The organism is Myxococcales bacterium (assembly GCA_022563535.1).
Classification (GTDB): Bacteria; Myxococcota_A; UBA9160; order UBA9160; family UBA4427; genus DUBZ01.
This window is the reverse complement of record JADFNE010000006.1, coordinates 44987-62294: the sequence shown is the minus strand read 5'-3', so window position 1 is coordinate 62294 and position 17308 is coordinate 44987. Positions and strand designations below refer to the sequence as shown.

The window sequence follows — 17308 nt, the reverse complement described above, 5'->3', positions numbered from 1 at the left end:
GGTGCAAATTTGATTAGCGAGTGGGGGAGCGGCCGAAAAGCGCGGTGATCAGGGAGCCGGCTACTACTGCGCCGGCTCCGGCGAAGCTCAGTAGGGGCAGAGGAGTGCTGGGGAAAAGTTGGGGGACTAGTTCGCTCAACAGGGTACTGGAGGCGAGTGTGCCTAGGGGGACGAGTGCGATGACTGCGCTTACTCGGGAGGCTTCTACGTGTTCGAGCGCTGCGGCGAAGCTGCCGTAGGCCCCTGCTGTTGCCAGGCCCGACAGCACGAGCGCGATCAAGCCGATTCGATCGAGATCTCGGACTGCCCCGATTTCGACGGCCGGAGTAAAAATGATGGCGCAGCCCACGAACAGGCAGAGCATCAGAGGCTGCGAGGGAATGGACACGAGAAGTTGCTTCTGCGCCAGGCCATAGATCGCCCAGGTCAGTCCGGCGACGATGATCGCAAGCACCCCCAGTCGGTATTGCTCCGCTTCACCGGCGCGATCGGCCAACTGCGAGATCTGGCTGCCAAAGAAGACCAACAGACCCGCGATCAGGATCGCGAAACCAAGCCACTGCACCCTGCTGAACCGTTCGCGAAAGATCACGATGCCACCGAGCGCAAGCATCACGGGGCCAATTTGAATCAAGACCTGGCAGGTTGCGGCTGACGTGAGATCGAGGCCTACGAGAAAGCCGATGTAGTTTGCCGCAAGACAGACGATCGCAATTCCGAGCAGCAAGAATTCTCGTCCACTCAGGTTTCGCAACCGCGGGAGTTCACCCCTTCGCTGGAGTATCCAGCCAAAGCCCACACTCGCAATTACGAAGCGAAACCAGGTGACAGAGTACGGATCCATGTAGGACAGCAGAACTTTGAGGACGTGGGGTAGCACCGACCAGATCAGCAACACGTTCGTCGCGAGCAGCAAGCCCCGACGTTGGTTTCCAGAGGTTCGATGGAGTGACATCGCGATAATGCGAACTAAAGCTGGTACATCATCAGATAGATGACCACGCCGGTTGTCCCCACGTAGAGCCACACCGGGTAGGCAAAGCGCACGATCTTTCGGTGTTCGGCAAATCGACCGTTGATGCCCAGATAGGCTGATCGCAAGATCAACGGAAGCATGAGTACGGCGCAAACGGTGTGGGTCGCGAGGATGACGAGAAACGTATTTCGGTAGAGCCCCGTTCCGGGTGCCTCTCCGTGTCCGGTCGTGGTGATCTGCACCAAATACGAAACCAGGAATACGGCGCCCAGACCGATCGCAAACTTCATCAGTTTGGGGTGGAGTTCCCGGTCTCCGCGACGGATCGCGATGAAGGCCCAGACGATCAGGATCGTGATCGTGAAATTGCAGAGAGCGCCAAAGTGAGGGAGCCAGTCGAGCATTGCGTCAAGGTAGCGCAGCCGTGTTCTGGTCTTGGCTCTGCTGAATTTTCTCCAGGATTACCGCAGCCATTTCGTCCGGCGGTGTGTTGTGCCGGAAGATCGCAAGGGCTTGACCGTCGGGGCCGATGAGAAATGTGTTCGATGTGTGCTGGATCTCGCCGCTGCCCGCACTTCCATCCGAATTCTCACTCCGTTCAAAAAAGACACCGTAGGCCCTGGTCGCGGCCTCGATCTCCGCGGGGGTTCCCGTGAGCCCGATGAGCCGAGGGTGAAAGTGTGAGACGTAGCTGTTCAGGACTTCCGGCGTATCGCGCTCGGGGTCGAAGCTGATGAAGATCGGTCGCACCTGTTCGGCGGCCTCACCGAGCGTCGTCAATGCTCGCGACATCACCATGAGATTGCCGGGACAGACGTCGGGACAACTCGAATAACCAAAGAAGACGAGCGAATGACCCCCCCGGAAATCGAGCTCGCTCACGGTTTCGCCGAGATGATTGGTAAAGGTCAGGGGCTTCGGGTCGCCCCGAGACGGCAGGCTGGATACCGGCGCAGTGCCGGGGGCCGAGACGATGTCCACCACCCCACTGCGCCCACCCCATTCGTTGCGCAGGCCAAAAAACGCCACCAGAACGGCGATCAGAATGACCCCGGTCGCGACATGAACAAAATAGAAGCCTCTCATCGCGGGCGAACATAACCCAGCACACGGATCCCGTTGTGGCGAAGCAGCTTGTCAGCTCGACTTGCGAGCGACCTGGCCGCCGGGCGGAAGCATCCCGATGCGAATCTTCTGCGAATAAATTGCTGCGGTCCTGCGTCACACGCCCAAACAAACCGGTGAGGAGTCGTCGTGTTGCAGCAACCCCGCGGGGCTTCGTGGCTTTCGCAGCAGACGCGCGTGCAACGCACTAAACTGCCCGCGCCCAGCGAGGCCAACAAGGCAATCGTCGCCGACTCTAGAATCGGCTCGAGACACTGTTCGTCAGCATTCATTTACTCCCCCCCGCTCAGAGGTACGACTGCCGTGCGATTTATTTACGCGAGATTTTTCAGTGTTGTTGGGTGTGTTGTTGTGAATGTCGCTGTGTGCGCTCTCTTGCTGGCGCCAACCAGAAGTCTGGCTTCCAACCAAGGCACCGCGAGTGCTGCCGTCCAAAGTCTTCACGACACGTTGACCGGCGCAATGAAGGAAGCGGACGCGCTCGGTTACCAGGGGCGATTTGAAATGATCGCGCCGGCGGTCAATACCTACATCGACCAGAAGTTCATGGCGGCCAAGTCGATTGGACGTCACTGGAAGAAACTCACTCCCGATGAACAAGAGCGCTGGCTCAAGATTTTTTCCAACCTCACTGTGGCCAACTACGCGGGACGCTTCAAGGGATATTCGGGCGAGCACTTCGTCCTCGAGGGGGAAGAAGATGCTCCCCACGACACCAAGTTGGTCAAGACGATGTTGATCCTGCCGAACGACGACGACGTCAGACTCAACTACCGGTTGCGCGAGACGGATGGCAGTTGGAAGATCATCGATGTCTACATGAATGGAACGGTCAGCGAACTTTCCCTTCGACGGTCGGAGTATTCTTCAACGGTCAAGCGCGAAGGCTTCGAGACCCTGATCGCCGCAGTAGAGAAGAAGCTCGCTGATTTTGCAGGGGACACGTATGTCGATAAAGACGCCGACAGTCCCGTCGCATCGAGTTCGCCGGATCAGCCCTGACCGGTGCTGATCAACCCACTGTGGTTCTCTCGCGCGCGCTGCGTGCGTTCAGTGAACTCGTTGATCCAATCGCTACCCCCATTTCGACTGGACTGATCCACGAGACCTACGAAGTCCGGGATCGCGAAGACCACGAGTTCATCCTTCAGCGTGTCAATCCCATGTTCTCCCGCGACATCAACTACAACATCCAGGCAGTGACTCGACACCTGGCCGATCGGGGCATCGAGACGTTCTCCCTGGTTGAGAGCGATGGCCTCCCATTCATAGATCTCGAATCCGACGGCCTGTGGCGACTCATGACCCGGATCAAGGGCACAGCATTCGACCGCCCGAAGGACCCGGAACAGATCCGCGATGCGGGAAGACTGGTGGCGTCTTTTCATCGGGCGATGTTCGACTTCGATGCAGCGCTGCATCCAATCGGGTTTCCATTTCACGACACAAATCAACACTTCGAAGATCTGGCTGTGGCTCTGCGGGAAAACGAGGGCCACCCGCTTCATAGAAAGACCGTCGATCTCGCAAACAAGATCTTCGAAGCAGCAGCCGGGCTTGCATCTCTCGACGCCGCACCGCACCGGGTCATCCACGGTGATCTCAAGTTCAACAATCTCCTGTTCGAACCCGAGAGTTCGACTGGAAACTTCCGTCCGGTCGCATTGATCGACCTCGACACCCTCGCTCGTTTGCCCCTGGCATTTGATTGGGGCGACGCGCTGCGCTCCTGGTGCAACCTGCGAGCCGAAGACGAACCCGAAGCCGAACTCGATCTCTCTCTCGCAAGCGCAGCGACTGAGGGCCTGATGACCGTATTCGAGCCGGGTACGCCGGAGGAAAAGCCAACTCCCGCCGAACTCGAATCGCTCAGTTGGGGTTTGGAGATCGTGTCTCTCGAACTGAGCGCCCGCTTTGCCAGCGACATGCTGCGGGAGTGCCACTGGGATTGGGATCGCAACCGGTTCGAAAGAGCGGGCGAACACAATCACCTGCGCGCGCTGGGACAGTTCGATCTCTATCGACAAGCGCGGGCCACGCACGAAGAACGCGCACACAACCTGCCCATTTGAATCCGCCTTCCCGGGCCGATGCCGCACCTGGTTTCACTTCTCCAAGTCTGCGAAACTGCTGTAGGAAGAGATAAAGCACAACAGGAGTGATATCCTCAACTCCCTGATCCGTAGACCGGTGCGGACTACCCCGCGAGATCGGCGTGCCAATCGACTCCGCACAAAATGAAAGTGACGAAATGGAAGCGCTGCAATTCCTGGACGCTGAACGTACCCTCGAGCTCCAACGCGAGTTCGGCACCCCCTTCTACGTCTACGACGAAGACACCCTGCTGCGACGAGCTCGGGAAGTCCTCGCGTTTCCGAATCCCTACGGGTTGGTGGGTCGCTACGCAATGAAGGCGCTGCCCACGGCCGCCATTCTGCGACTGCTCACCGAAGCGGGTCTCATGATTGATGCGAGCAGCGGCTTCGAAGCAGACCGCGCACTTCTTGCCGGTGTCCCGGCAGAAAACATTCAGATCACCGCACAAGAGCTTCCCCGTAACCTCGAACAGTTGATCGACCAGGGAGTGATGTTCAACGCCTGCTCCCTGCTGCAATTGGAGCGCTACGGAGAGCTGTATCCGGGCCGCGAGGTGTCGGTGCGGATCAATCCGGGTCTGGGTTCGGGCCACAGCAACCGCACGAACGTTGGCGGTCCCTCGGCGAGCTTCGGGATCTGGCACGAACAACTCGACCAGGTGCTGGAAATTGCCGCCCAGAAAGATCTGTCCATTACCCGGATGCATACTCACATCGGGTCGGGCTCGGATCCGGATAAATGGGTGGTGTGCGCAAAGATGTCCCTCGCCATCGCGGCGCGACTGCCCGATGTCCGCAACCTGAGCCTGGGGGGTGGATTCAAGGTCGGACGCATGGCCAACGAAGACACGACCGATCTCGTGGCCATCGGCCAGAAGATTGTTCCCGAGATCGAAGCTTTTGCGCGGGAGCATGGACGCGAACTCACCCTCGAGGTCGAACCTGGAACCTACATTGCGGCGAGCTGCGGTGCGTTGGTGTGTACCGTGACCGACCTCGTGGAAACCAGCGCGAACGATGGCTACCGCTTCATCAAGATCGATGCGGGGATGTCGGAAATGATACGACCCAGCATGTACGGCGGTCAGCATCCGATCATCGTGGTGCCGGGCAATGATGAGTCGCGGGGCACTGGCGAGTACCTGATCGTGGGCCATTGTTGCGAGAGCGGTGACGTCTTGACTCCCGCGCCCGGCAATCCCGAAGCCCTGGAGACGCGCACCGTGGTCGAACCCCGGGTTGGCGACGCGTTGGTGATCGAATGCGCGGGCGCCTATTGCGCGGGAATGTCCGCAAAGAACTACAACGCCTTTCCCGAATGCGCGGAGGTTCTGCTGCGCAGCGACGGTCGCGCCGAGCTGATTCGTCGGCGCCAGACCCTCGAGCAAATGCTGCAAAACGAGGTCTGACCTTGTTCGAGCGAATCGCCAGCGCGACGATCCTGGTCTTTGTGTTCGCGTGGGTCATTTGTGCGACGGCGATCGCTGATGCGGCGGAAAGCAAACGCGACGGATCTGATCTCGTGGGAACCTGGTTCGTCCTGGTCCACTACCGGGACGCCAATACCTATAACGAGACTTCCGATCGTTGGCTCGACAGGGTGTGGACGTTTGCCATGAAGGGCAGCCGGCTGTACTGGGTCGAGTATCCGATCGTCGTGTTCGAGAGCACCGCCGGCCGATTCGAAGCGTACAAGGGAAACCCGCGCAGCCGTGTTCTCGGCAAGTGGGAGCCAAACGTCGCTCAGCTGGCCGAGATCATGGATGGGCCGCGGGTCAACACTCGGGGGATGAAATCGAACTCGCTCCGGGGCAACGACGCGATGGGTTGGAAAACGACCGGCCGGGGTCGCGTCGCCGGAGTCAACGTGTTGGGCTTCCACGAAGAATGGACCATCGCCCCCCATGGCGAGTGGCGCGAATTCGCGATCAGCGAGGTGATCGGAAACTCGCAGCGAGCTGATGCCGAGGGCAGAACGTCCTATGTCGTCGAGTCGGGAGATGTAGCTGGCCTGGAGTTTGCGGGTCGATACGATCGCGACGGCTCCCGCGTAGGTACATTCAGAATGTTTCGCACCGCCAGCATCCGTCCCTTACGCAGCAGTGAGGAAGCAGGCACGGCGAACGATCGCGCGCGCGCTGGAGTAGCGGTACGCTTTTTCGGATAGGCCGGTAACCAGGCATTAGCTCGGGAGAGTCAGAGAAAGGGAGAAACACGGTGTCAAACGCAACCCCCCAGCTCGAAGGTGAGAAGATTCTGATCACGGGCCCGACCAGCCAGGTCGCGCTCCCCATTGTCAAAGCCCTCGCCCAGAACAATCAGGTCTTTGGCCTCGCGAGATTCAGCAAGCAGGAAGACCGAGAAAAGATTGAAGCCTTGGGCGTCGAAACCCTCGCAGTCGATCTCGCCGGCGCTGATCTCGACGCAGTTCCCCGAGACTTCTCAATCGTGCTCAATTTTGCAGTGGTGAAGAGCGGGGACTTCGAATACGACCTCGCCGCGAATGCCGAAGGTGTGGGCCGATTGATTGCGCACTGTCGACCCGCGAAGGGTTTTCTCCACTGTTCGACAGCCGGAGTTTATGAATCTGCGGGACATCACGCGCTAAAAGAAACCGACCCTCTCGGAGACAACCATCGCGTCCTGATGCCGACCTACAGCATCTGCAAAATCGCGGCAGAAACCGTGGTGCGCTTTGCTGCACGCCAGTGGAACGTTCCAAGCGTGATTGCTCGCTTCAGTGTCCCTTACGGTGACAACGGAGGCTGGCCATGGTTCCACCTCATGATGATGAAGGGCGGCGTACCGATCCCGGTTCACAAGGACAAGCCGAGCATCTACAACCTGATTCATGAAGACGACTACATTTCCATGATTCCCAAACTTCTGGACCTCGCCGACGTACCTCCGGTGACGATCAACTGGGGTGGGAGCGAGCCGACGAGCATCGAAGAGTGGTGCGGCTACATGGGTGAGCTGACGGGCCTCGAGCCCAAGTTCAACTACACCGAGGACACCCTCGCCAGCGTGACCCTGGATCCGAGCAAGATGCACGAGTTGGTGGACAAGACTCGGGTCGATTGGCGCGAGGGCATCGAGCGAATGGTGCGGGCGCGCAATCCGGAGCTGCTACGCGATGCTTCGTGAGCGCAAACGGGCAACCTGCTAGTCATCACCCATGCGCACCTTGAAGTTGCCTCGGCTCTCGTCGTACTCGAGTTTCAGGTAGCCGCGATCTTCCGCGTCCTTGAGTAGATCCGCAAAATTTTTGTAGCCGGAGTTGAGTTCGTTGAACCCGGGGTAGACACGCCGGATGGTCTGCTTGATCATCGATCCCCACAGCGGGTCATAGTCTTGCTCCAGCGAACGAGCAATCTCGATGAGTTGGCCCAAAACCTCCGGCTCCTCCTCGGTCGCCGCCTTTCCGCGGCCCTTGCCGCTCGAGTCCTTGGAGGCCTTCAGGCGCTTTTTCCTGGGCCTGGACTTTTCGGAGGCGCGTACGAGATCATCGTAGTAGATGAATTCGTCGCAACAGCCAATCAGGAGGTTCGAGGTCGAACTCTTGACTCCGCAACCGATGACTCGCTTGTTGTTTTCCTTGAGCTTCGAGGCGAGGGGCGAAAAGTCGCTGTCTCCCGTGAGCAATGCAAAGACATCGATATGGTCCTTGGAGTGACTGAGATCGAGTGCGTCGACGACCATGTGAATGTCCGCACTGTTTTTCCCACTCATTTTGGTGCGCGGAATGTCGATCATCTCGATCCCGTGACCGTGAAACTCCCGCACTTCGGTGCGGTACTGACTCCAATCGCAATACGCACGCTTGTATACGACACGCCCCTTTTCGAGCAGACGCTTGAGGATCAAATCGATCTGAAATTTACCGATCTTCGCGTCCCGGACACCGAGAGCGAGATTTTCATAGTCCACAAATACCGCGATTAGCGCTTCGTCCGCCACACTGCCCCCCTAGGCGTTTTGCGACGCGAAAGATCTCTTCAGCTGCCGAAATGGCAATCGATCATTTCGCGTGTCGATCCGCTCGATTCGGAATCATGAGATCCACTTACCAAGCGAGGTTCCGAACAAGAAGCGTACGGCCTTTTGTATCTGGTCGTCCTTCTGAACACTGAAGGGATAGAACGAGCGCGAGTTCTTGCCCTTGAAGCGATCAACAATCACGGGCATCTGGTGGCAATAGCCGCGAATTCCGTTGTCGCCGTTGATCTGACCCACTCCGCTCGACTTGCGCCCACCAAAAGGAGCTTCGAGACAGCCATAGGTAATGGTCATGTCATTGATACAGACGCTGCCCGATTCGATCTTTTGCGCGAGTCGAACCGCCCTCTGATTGTCCGACGTCCAGATTGTGGCGCCGAGGCCATAGTGCGAGTCGTTGGCGAGTCGGATCGCCTCGTCTTCGTCCTTGACCCGCATGATGGGGAGAATGGGACCGAAGGTTTCGTCGACCATGATTTGCATGTCGTGAGTGACGTCGGTCAGCACCGTGGGTTCGTAGTAGAGACCTTTGAGATCGGGGTTGCGGCGTCCGCCCACCCGCACTGTCACTCCCTTGGCCACCGCATCCGCCATGTGAGCCTCGATGATCTCCATTTGGCGCGGCCAGAAGATCGCCCCGACATCGCTCTCGCCGGTATCCCCCTGACGCAATGCCCCGGCGCGCTTTACCACTTCTTCGATGAATTCGTCGGCAACCGAATCGACGACGTAGACACGCTCGGTACCACAGCAATACTGTCCGGTGTTCATGTACGCGCCGGACAACGCCCCGGCGGCGGCGCTTTCAATGTCGGCATCTTCGCAGACGATCATCGGATCCTTGCCCCCGAGTTCGAGGGTGCAGGGAACCAGGCGACGTCCGCAGACCTCGGCCACTTTGCGTCCCGTGGCGGCACTGCCGGTAAACGTGATCTTGTCGATGTCGGCTTCGCACAACGCCGCGCCGGTCTCGCCGTCTCCCGTCAAGACCTGGAAGACAGCTTCGGGCAATCCGGCCTGCTCGAAGAACTCCGCGAGCAGCTGGGCCGAGAAGGGGGTGACTTCCGAAGGCTTGAGCAATACCGTGTTTCCCGCAACCAGGGCCTGCGCGACGGGATTGACGGCGAGGATGAAGGGACCATTCCAGGGCGTGATGACCCCCACCACTCCGAGTGGAACCTGGTGGATCGTCATCTTCTTCATGAAGCGCATGACACCATGAAGGCTTCGCTTTTGGGGAGCCAGGAGCTTCGACGCGCGCTTCGCATAGTATGCAAGCGAATCGCAAGCCGAGAAGACTTCCATCGTGATCGCTTCGCTGCGAGTCTTGCCGGTTTCGCGAATGACGGTCTCGATCACGTCTTCCTGGCGTTCGATCACGATCTTCAAAACTTTGCGCAGGTAGCCGGCGCGACTTTCGACCGAAAGTGCCGCCCATTCCGGCTGCGCCTTTCGGGCACGTTCGACCGCCGCGCGAACTTCGGCTTCTGCCTGGACTTCGATCTCGCCGATGGGTTGGCTGTCCACAACACTGCGAAGACGCAAGCGACGGGGCTCTCCTGCTGGGGTTGAGGCTACGGGTTCAACGATCGCCATCTCGCGGGTCTCCGATGTGGGGGATTAGGTCGAATCTCTCCCAGAGTCTACCACCACACGCGGGATCCGACCCCCGCCCGGGGGAGGACCGTACTGGTTGTCGCGAATGCTCCAGCAGCACCCCGGCCAGCACACTAAGCTTTCCCGCGATGACCCCAAAGAACGACGACGAGATCACGGCTCTGCTCAATCGGCCTGACCCGTCAGGGGGTCCCGCCGATCAGCTCTGGGAACTGGTCTACCCCGAGCTCCGCCGCCGGGCGAAGAACCTGTTCAAGAACGAGCGCGCCGATCACACCCTCTCGGCCACGGCAGTCATCAACGAAGTCTTTGTGCGCCTCACCACCGCTTCGGCGCGAGAATGGAAAGATCGCACTCACTTCTACTCGGTGGCTTCGGGAATCATGCGGCACGTATTGGTCGATCACGCGAGAGCGCGCGCCGCTGATAAACGCGGCGGAGGTTCGGTGCGGGAAACCCTGGACGAGAACGTATTCCCTGCCGTTCCCACTTCTGAGCAAGGGTATCGCGAAGCCCGAGATTCCCTGGATCAACTCGCGTTCGAGAACGAGCGCGCGGCACTCGTCGTCTCCCTGCGAGTCTTCGGCGGCCTTACGATCGAAGAGATCGCCGAGGAACTCTCGATCTCTGAACGAACGGTCAAGAGCGACTGGGTAGTCGCGCGAGTGCGGCTGAAGAACATCCTCCAAAATCACTGACAGTTCATTGATGCGACTCCCGTGGAGTCAAACGCTCAGCACCTGGTGCAATTTTCGATTGTTGTCTGCCAGCGTGCGACGGGTGCGGAACAGGCTGATCTTTACGGCCTGAGGCGACTTGCCCATTGATTCGGCAATCTCGCGCATCGAGAGATTTTCGATGTAGCGCATTTCGAATGCTTCGCGCTGCGTGTCCGAAACCTTCTCATTGAGTAGCCGACTGCAGTTGCGCAGGATGCGAACAAAGTCTGTTTTCTGGTCAGCCGGGGTCTGGTCGGTGGCGAGCGCATCGACTTCATCGGAGTCGAGCGAAAGCAACAGGGGCCGTCGGCGTCGGTAGCGGCGACATATTTGATTGTGCGCGATACCGAACATCCAGGTCAGTAGCGACGATCGACCTTCGAACTTTGCGAGACCGCGAAACACCTGGAGGAACACTTCCTGGGTGACATCTTCCGCATCCGATGGGTCGCGCATCCGCTTGAGTGCAAAGAAATAAATTCGCCGCTCGTAGTGCCGGCAGAGATCGTCGAAGGCCGATTCCACGCCTGCCAATATTTCGCGGACGAGACGGTCGTCATCCACTTCATTGGGGTCCTCGAGGGGGGCTGTCATTTTGTATTTCCTCCAAATACTCATCTTCTTGGTCCGCTGGCAGCCCATTCGCGGAGTCGGGGGTTTGCATGAGGCTGCCCAGTTAGAGAGGCGAGAAATCGAGCGGAAAAGGGCAATGGAGGGCGAAGATTTCTCGTTTTATCTCAGGAAACCGGGCCCAGGGCCCGGATTCGGGTCTCTGCCGCTCAAGTGCAATGCCTCGCGCAGTCGATAGGTAGACAGCGAGAACGAATCCTCGAACGCTCTGAATCCCCGTGGGGCTTTGGCTCGAGTTGTTGGAGACCGTGATGAAAGAACCGCGAAAAGTTGGCCTTGCCCTGATCTTCCTCGGTGTGGTGATCATGCTCGGCAATACCACTGAAGCCTTGCCGCCCGAGGCGTTCTTCGCAGGACTCTTCCTCTACCCGATCGGCGGACTGCTGTTCTTCAAAGGCAGTCGCGCAGCGATCAACAAAGCTGAGGCTCGCGCCGCGCGCATCGTGGCTCCCCGTCTGCGAAACAAGTCGGCGGAGAAACAAGCCCAACAGCAAAAAGAAAACATCGACGCGCACGGATCGGTCGACGCCCAAGTCCATTCTGCACCGGCTCAATCACGGTCCCAGGCTGTTGCTCCGAGTCAAGACGGACCCGCACCAGACCTCGTCCTGTACGAAGTAGACGCCGACAGTGGCATGGAAGGAAAGGACGACTTCAAGGTCGTCACCGACGTGTCCTTTCCGCTCGAGGTTCAGGAACAGGATTCTCTCGCAGAGCAGATCATGAAGCTCCATCAGCTCCGAGAGAGCGGCATCATCACTGAAGAAGAGATGACGATCGCGAAGGCCAAGCTGCTCAGCTAACGCCCAGGGTCACGAGCCCAACGAGTCCTTCGCGCGACTTCCGAACTGAACTGCTAGCTTTTCGCTTCGACTGAACTCTGCCCGGAGCAAGCTTTGTTGGACAGTGCAAGCCGCCCCCACTCCGATCGATTCCACCTCACCGCGCCCCAGGCCGACGCCAAATTGCCGTCGTTCGCCGACGAAGTCCGCAGGGGATTGTCCGCGAAGTTTCGCAGCCTGCCGTGTCGTTTTTTCTATGACGACGCCGGCTCGAAGATCTTCGAAGAGATCTGCGGTCTCGAGGAGTACTACCTCACCCGGGTCGAGCGGAGCATTCTGCAGGACCAGGCGCAACACATCCGCGAGCACTTCAACCGCGACATTGAGCTCGTTGAACTGGGAAGCGGCAGTGCGGAAAAGACGCGACTCTTGATCGAGTCGTTTCTCGCCAGACAGCAATCGCTGGTCTATGTCCCGATTGACATCTCGCGGACCGCCCTCGAAGAGAGCAGCGAATCACTCTTGCTCGATCATCCGCGGCTCGAGGTCCACGCGATCTGCAGCGAATACGAAGCGGCCCTGTCCATCTTGAACGATCGACACACGACTCCCCGCTTGATCCTGTGGCTCGGCTCTTCGATCGGCAATCTTCACAAACCGGAAGCGCAGGACTTCCTCGCACAACTCCGCGCGAAAATGGGTGAGGAAGACCGGATGCTGATCGGGATCGATCTGCGCAAAGACCGCGAGCGACTCGAGCGCGCCTACGACGACGCCCAGGGCGTGACCGCTCGCTTCAACTTGAACCTGCTGCTGCGAATCAACCGCGAACTCGCAGGAAATTTCCAACCGGATCAGTTCTCGTTCCGCGCCCGCTACCGAGAAGACTCGGGCTCGGTGGAGAGTTTCCTGGTGAGTCTATGCGATCAGAAAGTTGCTATCGGCGCACTCGACGCGAGCTTCAGCTTTCAACAAGGCGAAGAAATCCACACCGAAAATTCCTACAAATACTCAATCGAAGAAATCGAAGCCCTGGCCGATGGCGGAAACATGCACTGCGAAACCCGCTGGCTGGACAACCAAGGCCTCTACACCCTAAACCTCTTCGCCCCCGGATCAACAGCAAATCCCTAGTGAGCAACCCGCCAGTTTTCACCAATGCCAATATCGACCACTAAAGGAACTGCCAACTCAAATACCCCTTCCATGTTCTCCCGCACCAAACCCGAAAGCGAGTCCACCTCCTGCTTCGGCACTTCGAATACAAGTTCATCGTGGACCTGAAGCGTCATGATCACGTCGAGGCCAGAACTGGCGAGCGCCGTATCCACCGCGACCATCGCCGTCTTGATCAAATCCGCAGCCGTACCCTGAATCACCGTGTTGACCGCCATGCGTTCGGCCGCCTGTCGCAAGACCCGATTCTTCGACCCGAGGTCCGGGAAATATCGACGCCGCCCGAGCAACGTCGTCACATGGCCCACCGCCTTTGCATTCTTCACCGTCTCGTCGAGAAACCGACGAACCCCTACATATCGCGCGAAGTAGGCATCGACGATGGCCTGCGCTTCACCGGTGGCAATCCCCAGGTTGTTCGCCAATCCAAAGGCAGACGATCCATAGATGATTCCAAAGTTGACCGCCTTGGCCCGAGCTCGCTGATCCGCATCGACGTCGTCCACTGAAATCCCGGCCACCTCTGCGGCGGTGCGACGATGAATGTCTTCGCCCTTCTGGAAGGCGTCGACCAGGCTCTCATCGCCGGAGTAGTGCGCGAGAATGCGGAGTTCGACCTGAGAGTAGTCGGCCGAAAGCAACAGCCGGTCTTCGGCGGGAATGAACGTCTCGCGAATCCGCACCCCCTCTGCGGTGCGGATTGGAATGTTCTGCACGTTAGGATCTGAAGCCGACAAGCGCCCAGTCGCCGCGCCGATCTGATTGAAGCTCGGATGAATGCGCCCAGTTTTCTCGCTAATGAGTTTCGGCAGCGCATCGATGTACGTGCTCTTCAATTTTGACAGCTGGCGCCACTGCAAGATTTTCCCCGGCAGCTCGTGTTCCGAAACCAGTTGCTCGAGCACCGACTCGGCCGTCGAAAACCCAGTCTTTGTCTTCTTGAGAGGGGTCAGGCGCAACTTTTCGAACAAGATGACCTGAAGCTGCTTGGGCGAACTGACGAGAAACTCCTCTCCCGCGAGTGCGTAGATTTCCTTCTCGAGCGCGGCGAGGCTCACTTCGTATTCCTGCGAGAGGAGGGCGAGCTGCGCTTCATCGACCCGCACGCCATTGCACTCGATTCGCGCCAGTACCGCGGTCAAGGGCAGTTCGACGTCTTCGAACAGTGGCAGCAAGCCATCCTGTTCCAGTCGCTGGTGGATCTTGCCCCGCAGCGCAGTCGCCGCGGAGAGTTGTTGTCCCACCCAGGCTGCGACGTCGTCAACCGGGACCTCCTGTGCCGGAATCGCCTTTGCGCCGCGTCCCGCGAGATCCTCCCAGGACTGGATCGACTGACCCAGGAACTGCATCGCGAGCGGGGCCAGCTCGTGGGAGCCGCCCGGGTCGAGCAAAAACGCGCCAATGCGCACGTCGAAACACGGGGGCGAGACTTCGAGACCGTGTTCCGAGAACAGCGATTGAACGCGCTTCGTACTCCAACCGAACCAAGGCTTGGCGGAGGCCGATGCGAACAGGTGTCTCAGCGATTCGACCACCTCTTCGATCGGTAGTGTCACCGCCTGATCCTGGCCGAGAGGCAGATCCTCCTGAGCGGAGACCACTTCTGCAATGGGGAGATAGACTGCACCTTCACCGGATTCGGGTCCGATCGCCAGGCCCACAATCGGCGCATCGACCGCGCTTCCCTGCCCTTCGACGGCCCATACGACCAGGCATTCGGCCTTCGCAAACTCGGCAGTGGCCTTGCGAAGCCGCTTTGGATCTCGAACCACTTCGAGGTTAATTGCCGCGGTCAGCACCTGGGCCTCAGCGGCTTGCGTCTCGCCAGCTCCCTCGCCCAACCCGAGACTTTCGAGCAGACGCGTAAACCCGAGTCGCTGGTAGAGCGCACGCAAGACTTCCAGATCCGGTGCGGCGATTGCGAGAGCGTCGAACTCGATTCCCAGATCTACGTCGTCGCGCAGGGTCGACAACTCCTTTGAAAGCACCGCGAGATCGGCGTGTTCAATCAACCCTTCGCGCGCACGCTTGCCCGTCACCTCTTCGGCATGGGCGAGAAGGTTTTCCAGGGTGCCCCATTCTCCTATGAGCTTCGCCGCCCCTTTCACGCCGATTCCCTTTACACCGGGAATGTTGTCGCTGGGGTCTCCGACCAGCGCGCGCAGGTCGAGCATCTGATCCGGGGGCACGCCAAACTTTTCGGCTACTTCGGCTGGGCCGAAGCGGCGATCTTTGATGCCATCGACCAACTCGACTCGCTCGCTGCACAACTGCATCAAGTCCTTGTCCGTAGAGATGATCGAAATCGACACATCTTCTGGTGCGCAGCGAACCAGGGTGGCGATGACATCGTCCGCCTCGAAGCCCGGCACTTCGATGCGCGGGATCTGAAACGCATCGATCAGCTCGCAAACCAACGGGAACTGGACGATCAGATCCTCTGGCGTCGCATCGCGGTTGGCCTTGTATTCGGGATACATCTCGTTGCGAAACGAGCCCCCCTTCGGATCCATCGCAACTACGATGAAATCGGGCGCTTCCTCTCGGATGAGCTTGTTCAGGATGTTCGCAAAGCCGAGGACGGCGTTGCTGGGCGTGCCGTCCGGCGCGCGCAATCCCGGGATGCCGAAGAAGGCGCGAAAAATCGCGTTGGCTCCGTCGATCACCACGAGCCGTCGCTGCTTCTTGGACGCAGACTTTTGCGTTGCGGTTTTGCTCTTGCCTTTGGCTACCACGGCGCACCTCGCCTCGTGCTGCGTATGGCTTTCATCTCAGAAAGTGCTCGCGAACGAGACTAGCAGCCCACTCGCCAGAATTTGTCGCTCGCGGCGAGAGGAGACTGTAGGGTTCGCAACGTGAATCTCGACCCAAACCCACCGAGGACGACCCAGCGCGACGGACCGCGGTATCGACCCGTGGCCCTGTTGGGCCTGCTCTATTTCGCATTGCTATTTTTGGGTTTTGGCTTGCTGCTGGTCGTACCTGAACTCGTTCAGGTGTTCGAAGAAATCGCGCCAGGTCCGGAACAACAGGCCGCCGCACAGCAGGCCGTGCACGAGGTTTTCCGACCTCGCTTGCCAATCGCCCTGGTAATGGCATTGGCTGCCACGGCGGTCGGCACGCACTTCAAACTACTGCCTGGATTTCGCGGTTAGTTCTCGGTTTGTGAAGGTCTTGAAGGAAATCGTGGAGCCGCGCTCAGGCCGCAACCTTGGTGATGATGTACCGCTCGATATCCCCGACCGTCTGCATGGCTTCGGCATCTTCGTCTGAAATCTCGATATCGAAGGCTTCTTCGATCGCCATGACGAGCTCGACCACATCCAGCGAGTCGGCACCAAGGTCTTCCAGAATATTGGCTTCCGACTTCATTTCAGCGGGATCGATCCCGAGTTGATCCGACATCAATCCGCGTACGCGTTCGACCAATCCATCACCCATGGCTCTCACCTCCCCATATTGACAGAGCGTCATTCTCATCGATCGGACAGGGCATAGCAACAAAATGCCGCCATCACCCGGACCTAGTCAGGATGCGTCTTCTTTGACTCGCGAAATCCCTAGCAACATCAAGTCGATTGCGTCGCGAAAGACCTCACGCAGGGGGCGTCCCCGCAGTTCCTTGTGAAGGGCCGAAGAGTAATCGGACTGGATTAGAGCGTTTGACATCGTCCAGAATATGTACGCGACCTCCCATGTGTCACAGGGAGCGATATCTCCCTCTTCGACACCGCGATCGAGCACTTCCTTGACTATGGAGAGACATCCCTCCCAGAGGTTGGAGACTTCACGCAGGGCAGCGTCTGGCAGGCCACCGATCAGCGATTGATTGTCGACCGCCCAAAAGATCTGGAAGTATTCGGTGTTCGCCGTCCAGTGTTCGATGTAGAAGTCGCCGAGGCTTCGCAGGGTCTCGCGAGCCGGACCGCCGTTTTCCGCAACTTCTCTCATCTTGGCTACGAATCGCATTCCATTTTCGGCCAACACGGCGACGTAGAGATCGGCCTTGCTTTCGAAGTATCGATAGAGGGTTCCCTTTGCCACGCCGGCTCGGGTTGCGACCTCGTCGAGGTTGGCCAGCATGAAACCGTCGCGAAAAAAGACGTCGCGTGCTGCGTCGAGTATCCGTCGACGCGACTGCATTTTCTTTTCTTCTCTCGAGCTTCGTTCTACGTACTCTTTGGGGTC

At 58.8% G+C, this 17308-nt stretch carries 18 protein-coding genes; 9 read left to right on the top strand and 9 right to left on the bottom strand.

Annotation, left to right across the window (positions count from 1 at the left end):
• Nucleotides 1-13: 13 nt before the first annotated feature.
• The 3 genes from IH881_03570 to IH881_03560 are packed head-to-tail and all read right to left on the bottom strand — an operon-like array spanning nucleotide 14 to nucleotide 2062.
• Nucleotides 14-916 (bottom strand): DMT family transporter, encoded by a 903-nt coding sequence (locus IH881_03570; protein ID MCH7866749.1) that lies wholly within the window; start codon nucleotides 914-916, stop codon nucleotides 14-16.
• Between the two features lie 53 nt (nucleotides 917-969).
• Nucleotides 970-1380 carry a DUF420 domain-containing protein gene (locus tag IH881_03565; protein ID MCH7866748.1) on the bottom strand — a complete coding sequence of 137 codons (411 nt, stop codon included), beginning with the start codon at nucleotides 1378-1380 and terminating at the stop codon, nucleotides 970-972.
• A gap of 4 nt (nucleotides 1381-1384) precedes the next feature.
• Nucleotides 1385-2062 (bottom strand): SCO family protein, encoded by a 678-nt coding sequence (locus tag IH881_03560; GenBank protein ID MCH7866747.1) that lies wholly within the window; start codon nucleotides 2060-2062, stop codon nucleotides 1385-1387.
• A gap of 390 nt (nucleotides 2063-2452) precedes the next feature.
• Here IH881_03560 and IH881_03555 point away from each other — a divergent pair, with 390 nt between their 5' ends.
• From IH881_03555 to IH881_03535, 5 genes are all read left to right on the top strand, one after another.
• The gene (locus IH881_03555; protein MCH7866746.1) at nucleotides 2453-3103 is read left to right on the top strand and encodes an ABC transporter substrate-binding protein; all 651 of its coding nucleotides are present in this window, start codon (nucleotides 2453-2455) and stop codon (nucleotides 3101-3103) included.
• A 20-nt stretch (nucleotides 3104-3123) separates the two neighbouring features.
• The gene (locus IH881_03550; protein MCH7866745.1) at nucleotides 3124-4173 is read left to right on the top strand and encodes an aminoglycoside phosphotransferase family protein; all 1050 of its coding nucleotides are present in this window, start codon (nucleotides 3124-3126) and stop codon (nucleotides 4171-4173) included.
• Between the two features lie 179 nt (nucleotides 4174-4352).
• The gene (locus IH881_03545) at nucleotides 4353-5606 is read left to right on the top strand and encodes a diaminopimelate decarboxylase (GenBank protein MCH7866744.1); all 1254 of its coding nucleotides are present in this window, start codon (nucleotides 4353-4355) and stop codon (nucleotides 5604-5606) included.
• A gap of 2 nt (nucleotides 5607-5608) precedes the next feature.
• On the top strand, nucleotides 5609-6364 hold the full coding sequence (locus tag IH881_03540; protein ID MCH7866743.1) for a hypothetical protein: 756 nt from the start codon (nucleotides 5609-5611) through the stop codon (nucleotides 6362-6364).
• A 50-nt stretch (nucleotides 6365-6414) separates the two neighbouring features.
• A complete protein-coding gene (locus IH881_03535) occupies nucleotides 6415-7344 on the top strand; it encodes an NAD(P)-dependent oxidoreductase (GenBank protein MCH7866742.1) in 930 nt (309 codons plus the stop codon).
• Nucleotides 7345-7362: 18 nt separating this feature from the next.
• On the opposite strand, the gene IH881_03530 is transcribed toward IH881_03535, so the two are convergent.
• Together IH881_03530 and IH881_03525 are read right to left on the bottom strand one after the other, a co-directional pair.
• Nucleotides 7363-8157: an NYN domain-containing protein gene (locus IH881_03530; GenBank protein MCH7866741.1), complete on the bottom strand. Its 795-nt coding sequence runs from the start codon at nucleotides 8155-8157 to the stop codon at nucleotides 7363-7365.
• 93 nt (nucleotides 8158-8250) lie between these two features.
• Nucleotides 8251-9792 (bottom strand): aldehyde dehydrogenase family protein, encoded by a 1542-nt coding sequence (locus IH881_03525; protein ID MCH7866740.1) that lies wholly within the window; start codon nucleotides 9790-9792, stop codon nucleotides 8251-8253.
• Nucleotides 9793-9941: 149 nt separating this feature from the next.
• On the opposite strand from IH881_03525, the gene IH881_03520 reads away from it, so the two are divergent.
• Nucleotides 9942-10511, top strand: coding sequence for a sigma-70 family RNA polymerase sigma factor (locus tag IH881_03520; protein MCH7866739.1), 570 nt, complete (start codon nucleotides 9942-9944; stop codon nucleotides 10509-10511).
• Between the two features lie 27 nt (nucleotides 10512-10538).
• Here the strand turns inward: IH881_03520 and IH881_03515 are convergent, their stop codons facing one another.
• Entirely contained in the window at nucleotides 10539-11126 is a 588-nt protein-coding gene (locus IH881_03515; GenBank protein ID MCH7866738.1) for an RNA polymerase sigma factor, read from the bottom strand.
• 287 nt (nucleotides 11127-11413) lie between these two features.
• Here IH881_03515 and IH881_03510 point away from each other — a divergent pair, with 287 nt between their 5' ends.
• A complete protein-coding gene (locus tag IH881_03510; GenBank protein MCH7866737.1) occupies nucleotides 11414-11965 on the top strand; it encodes an SHOCT domain-containing protein in 552 nt (183 codons plus the stop codon).
• 96 nt (nucleotides 11966-12061) lie between these two features.
• Nucleotides 12062-13078: an L-histidine N(alpha)-methyltransferase gene (gene egtD, locus IH881_03505; protein ID MCH7866736.1), complete on the top strand. Its 1017-nt coding sequence runs from the start codon at nucleotides 12062-12064 to the stop codon at nucleotides 13076-13078.
• On the opposite strand, the gene polA is transcribed toward egtD, so the two are convergent.
• The gene (gene polA / locus IH881_03500) at nucleotides 13075-15855 is read right to left on the bottom strand and encodes a DNA polymerase I (protein ID MCH7866735.1); all 2781 of its coding nucleotides are present in this window, start codon (nucleotides 15853-15855) and stop codon (nucleotides 13075-13077) included. The genes egtD and polA overlap by 4 nt on opposite strands.
• Nucleotides 15856-15975: 120 nt before the next feature.
• Between polA and IH881_03495 the strand changes: the two genes are divergently transcribed.
• A complete protein-coding gene (locus tag IH881_03495; protein MCH7866734.1) occupies nucleotides 15976-16275 on the top strand; it encodes a hypothetical protein in 300 nt (99 codons plus the stop codon).
• A gap of 43 nt (nucleotides 16276-16318) precedes the next feature.
• Here the strand turns inward: IH881_03495 and acpP are convergent, their stop codons facing one another.
• Nucleotides 16319-16561 carry an acyl carrier protein gene (acpP, locus tag IH881_03490; protein MCH7866733.1) on the bottom strand — a complete coding sequence of 81 codons (243 nt, stop codon included), beginning with the start codon at nucleotides 16559-16561 and terminating at the stop codon, nucleotides 16319-16321.
• Nucleotides 16562-16648: 87 nt separating this feature from the next.
• Nucleotides 16649-17263 carry a TetR/AcrR family transcriptional regulator gene (locus tag IH881_03485; protein MCH7866732.1) on the bottom strand — a complete coding sequence of 205 codons (615 nt, stop codon included), beginning with the start codon at nucleotides 17261-17263 and terminating at the stop codon, nucleotides 16649-16651.
• Nucleotides 17264-17308: the final 45 nt, after the last annotated feature.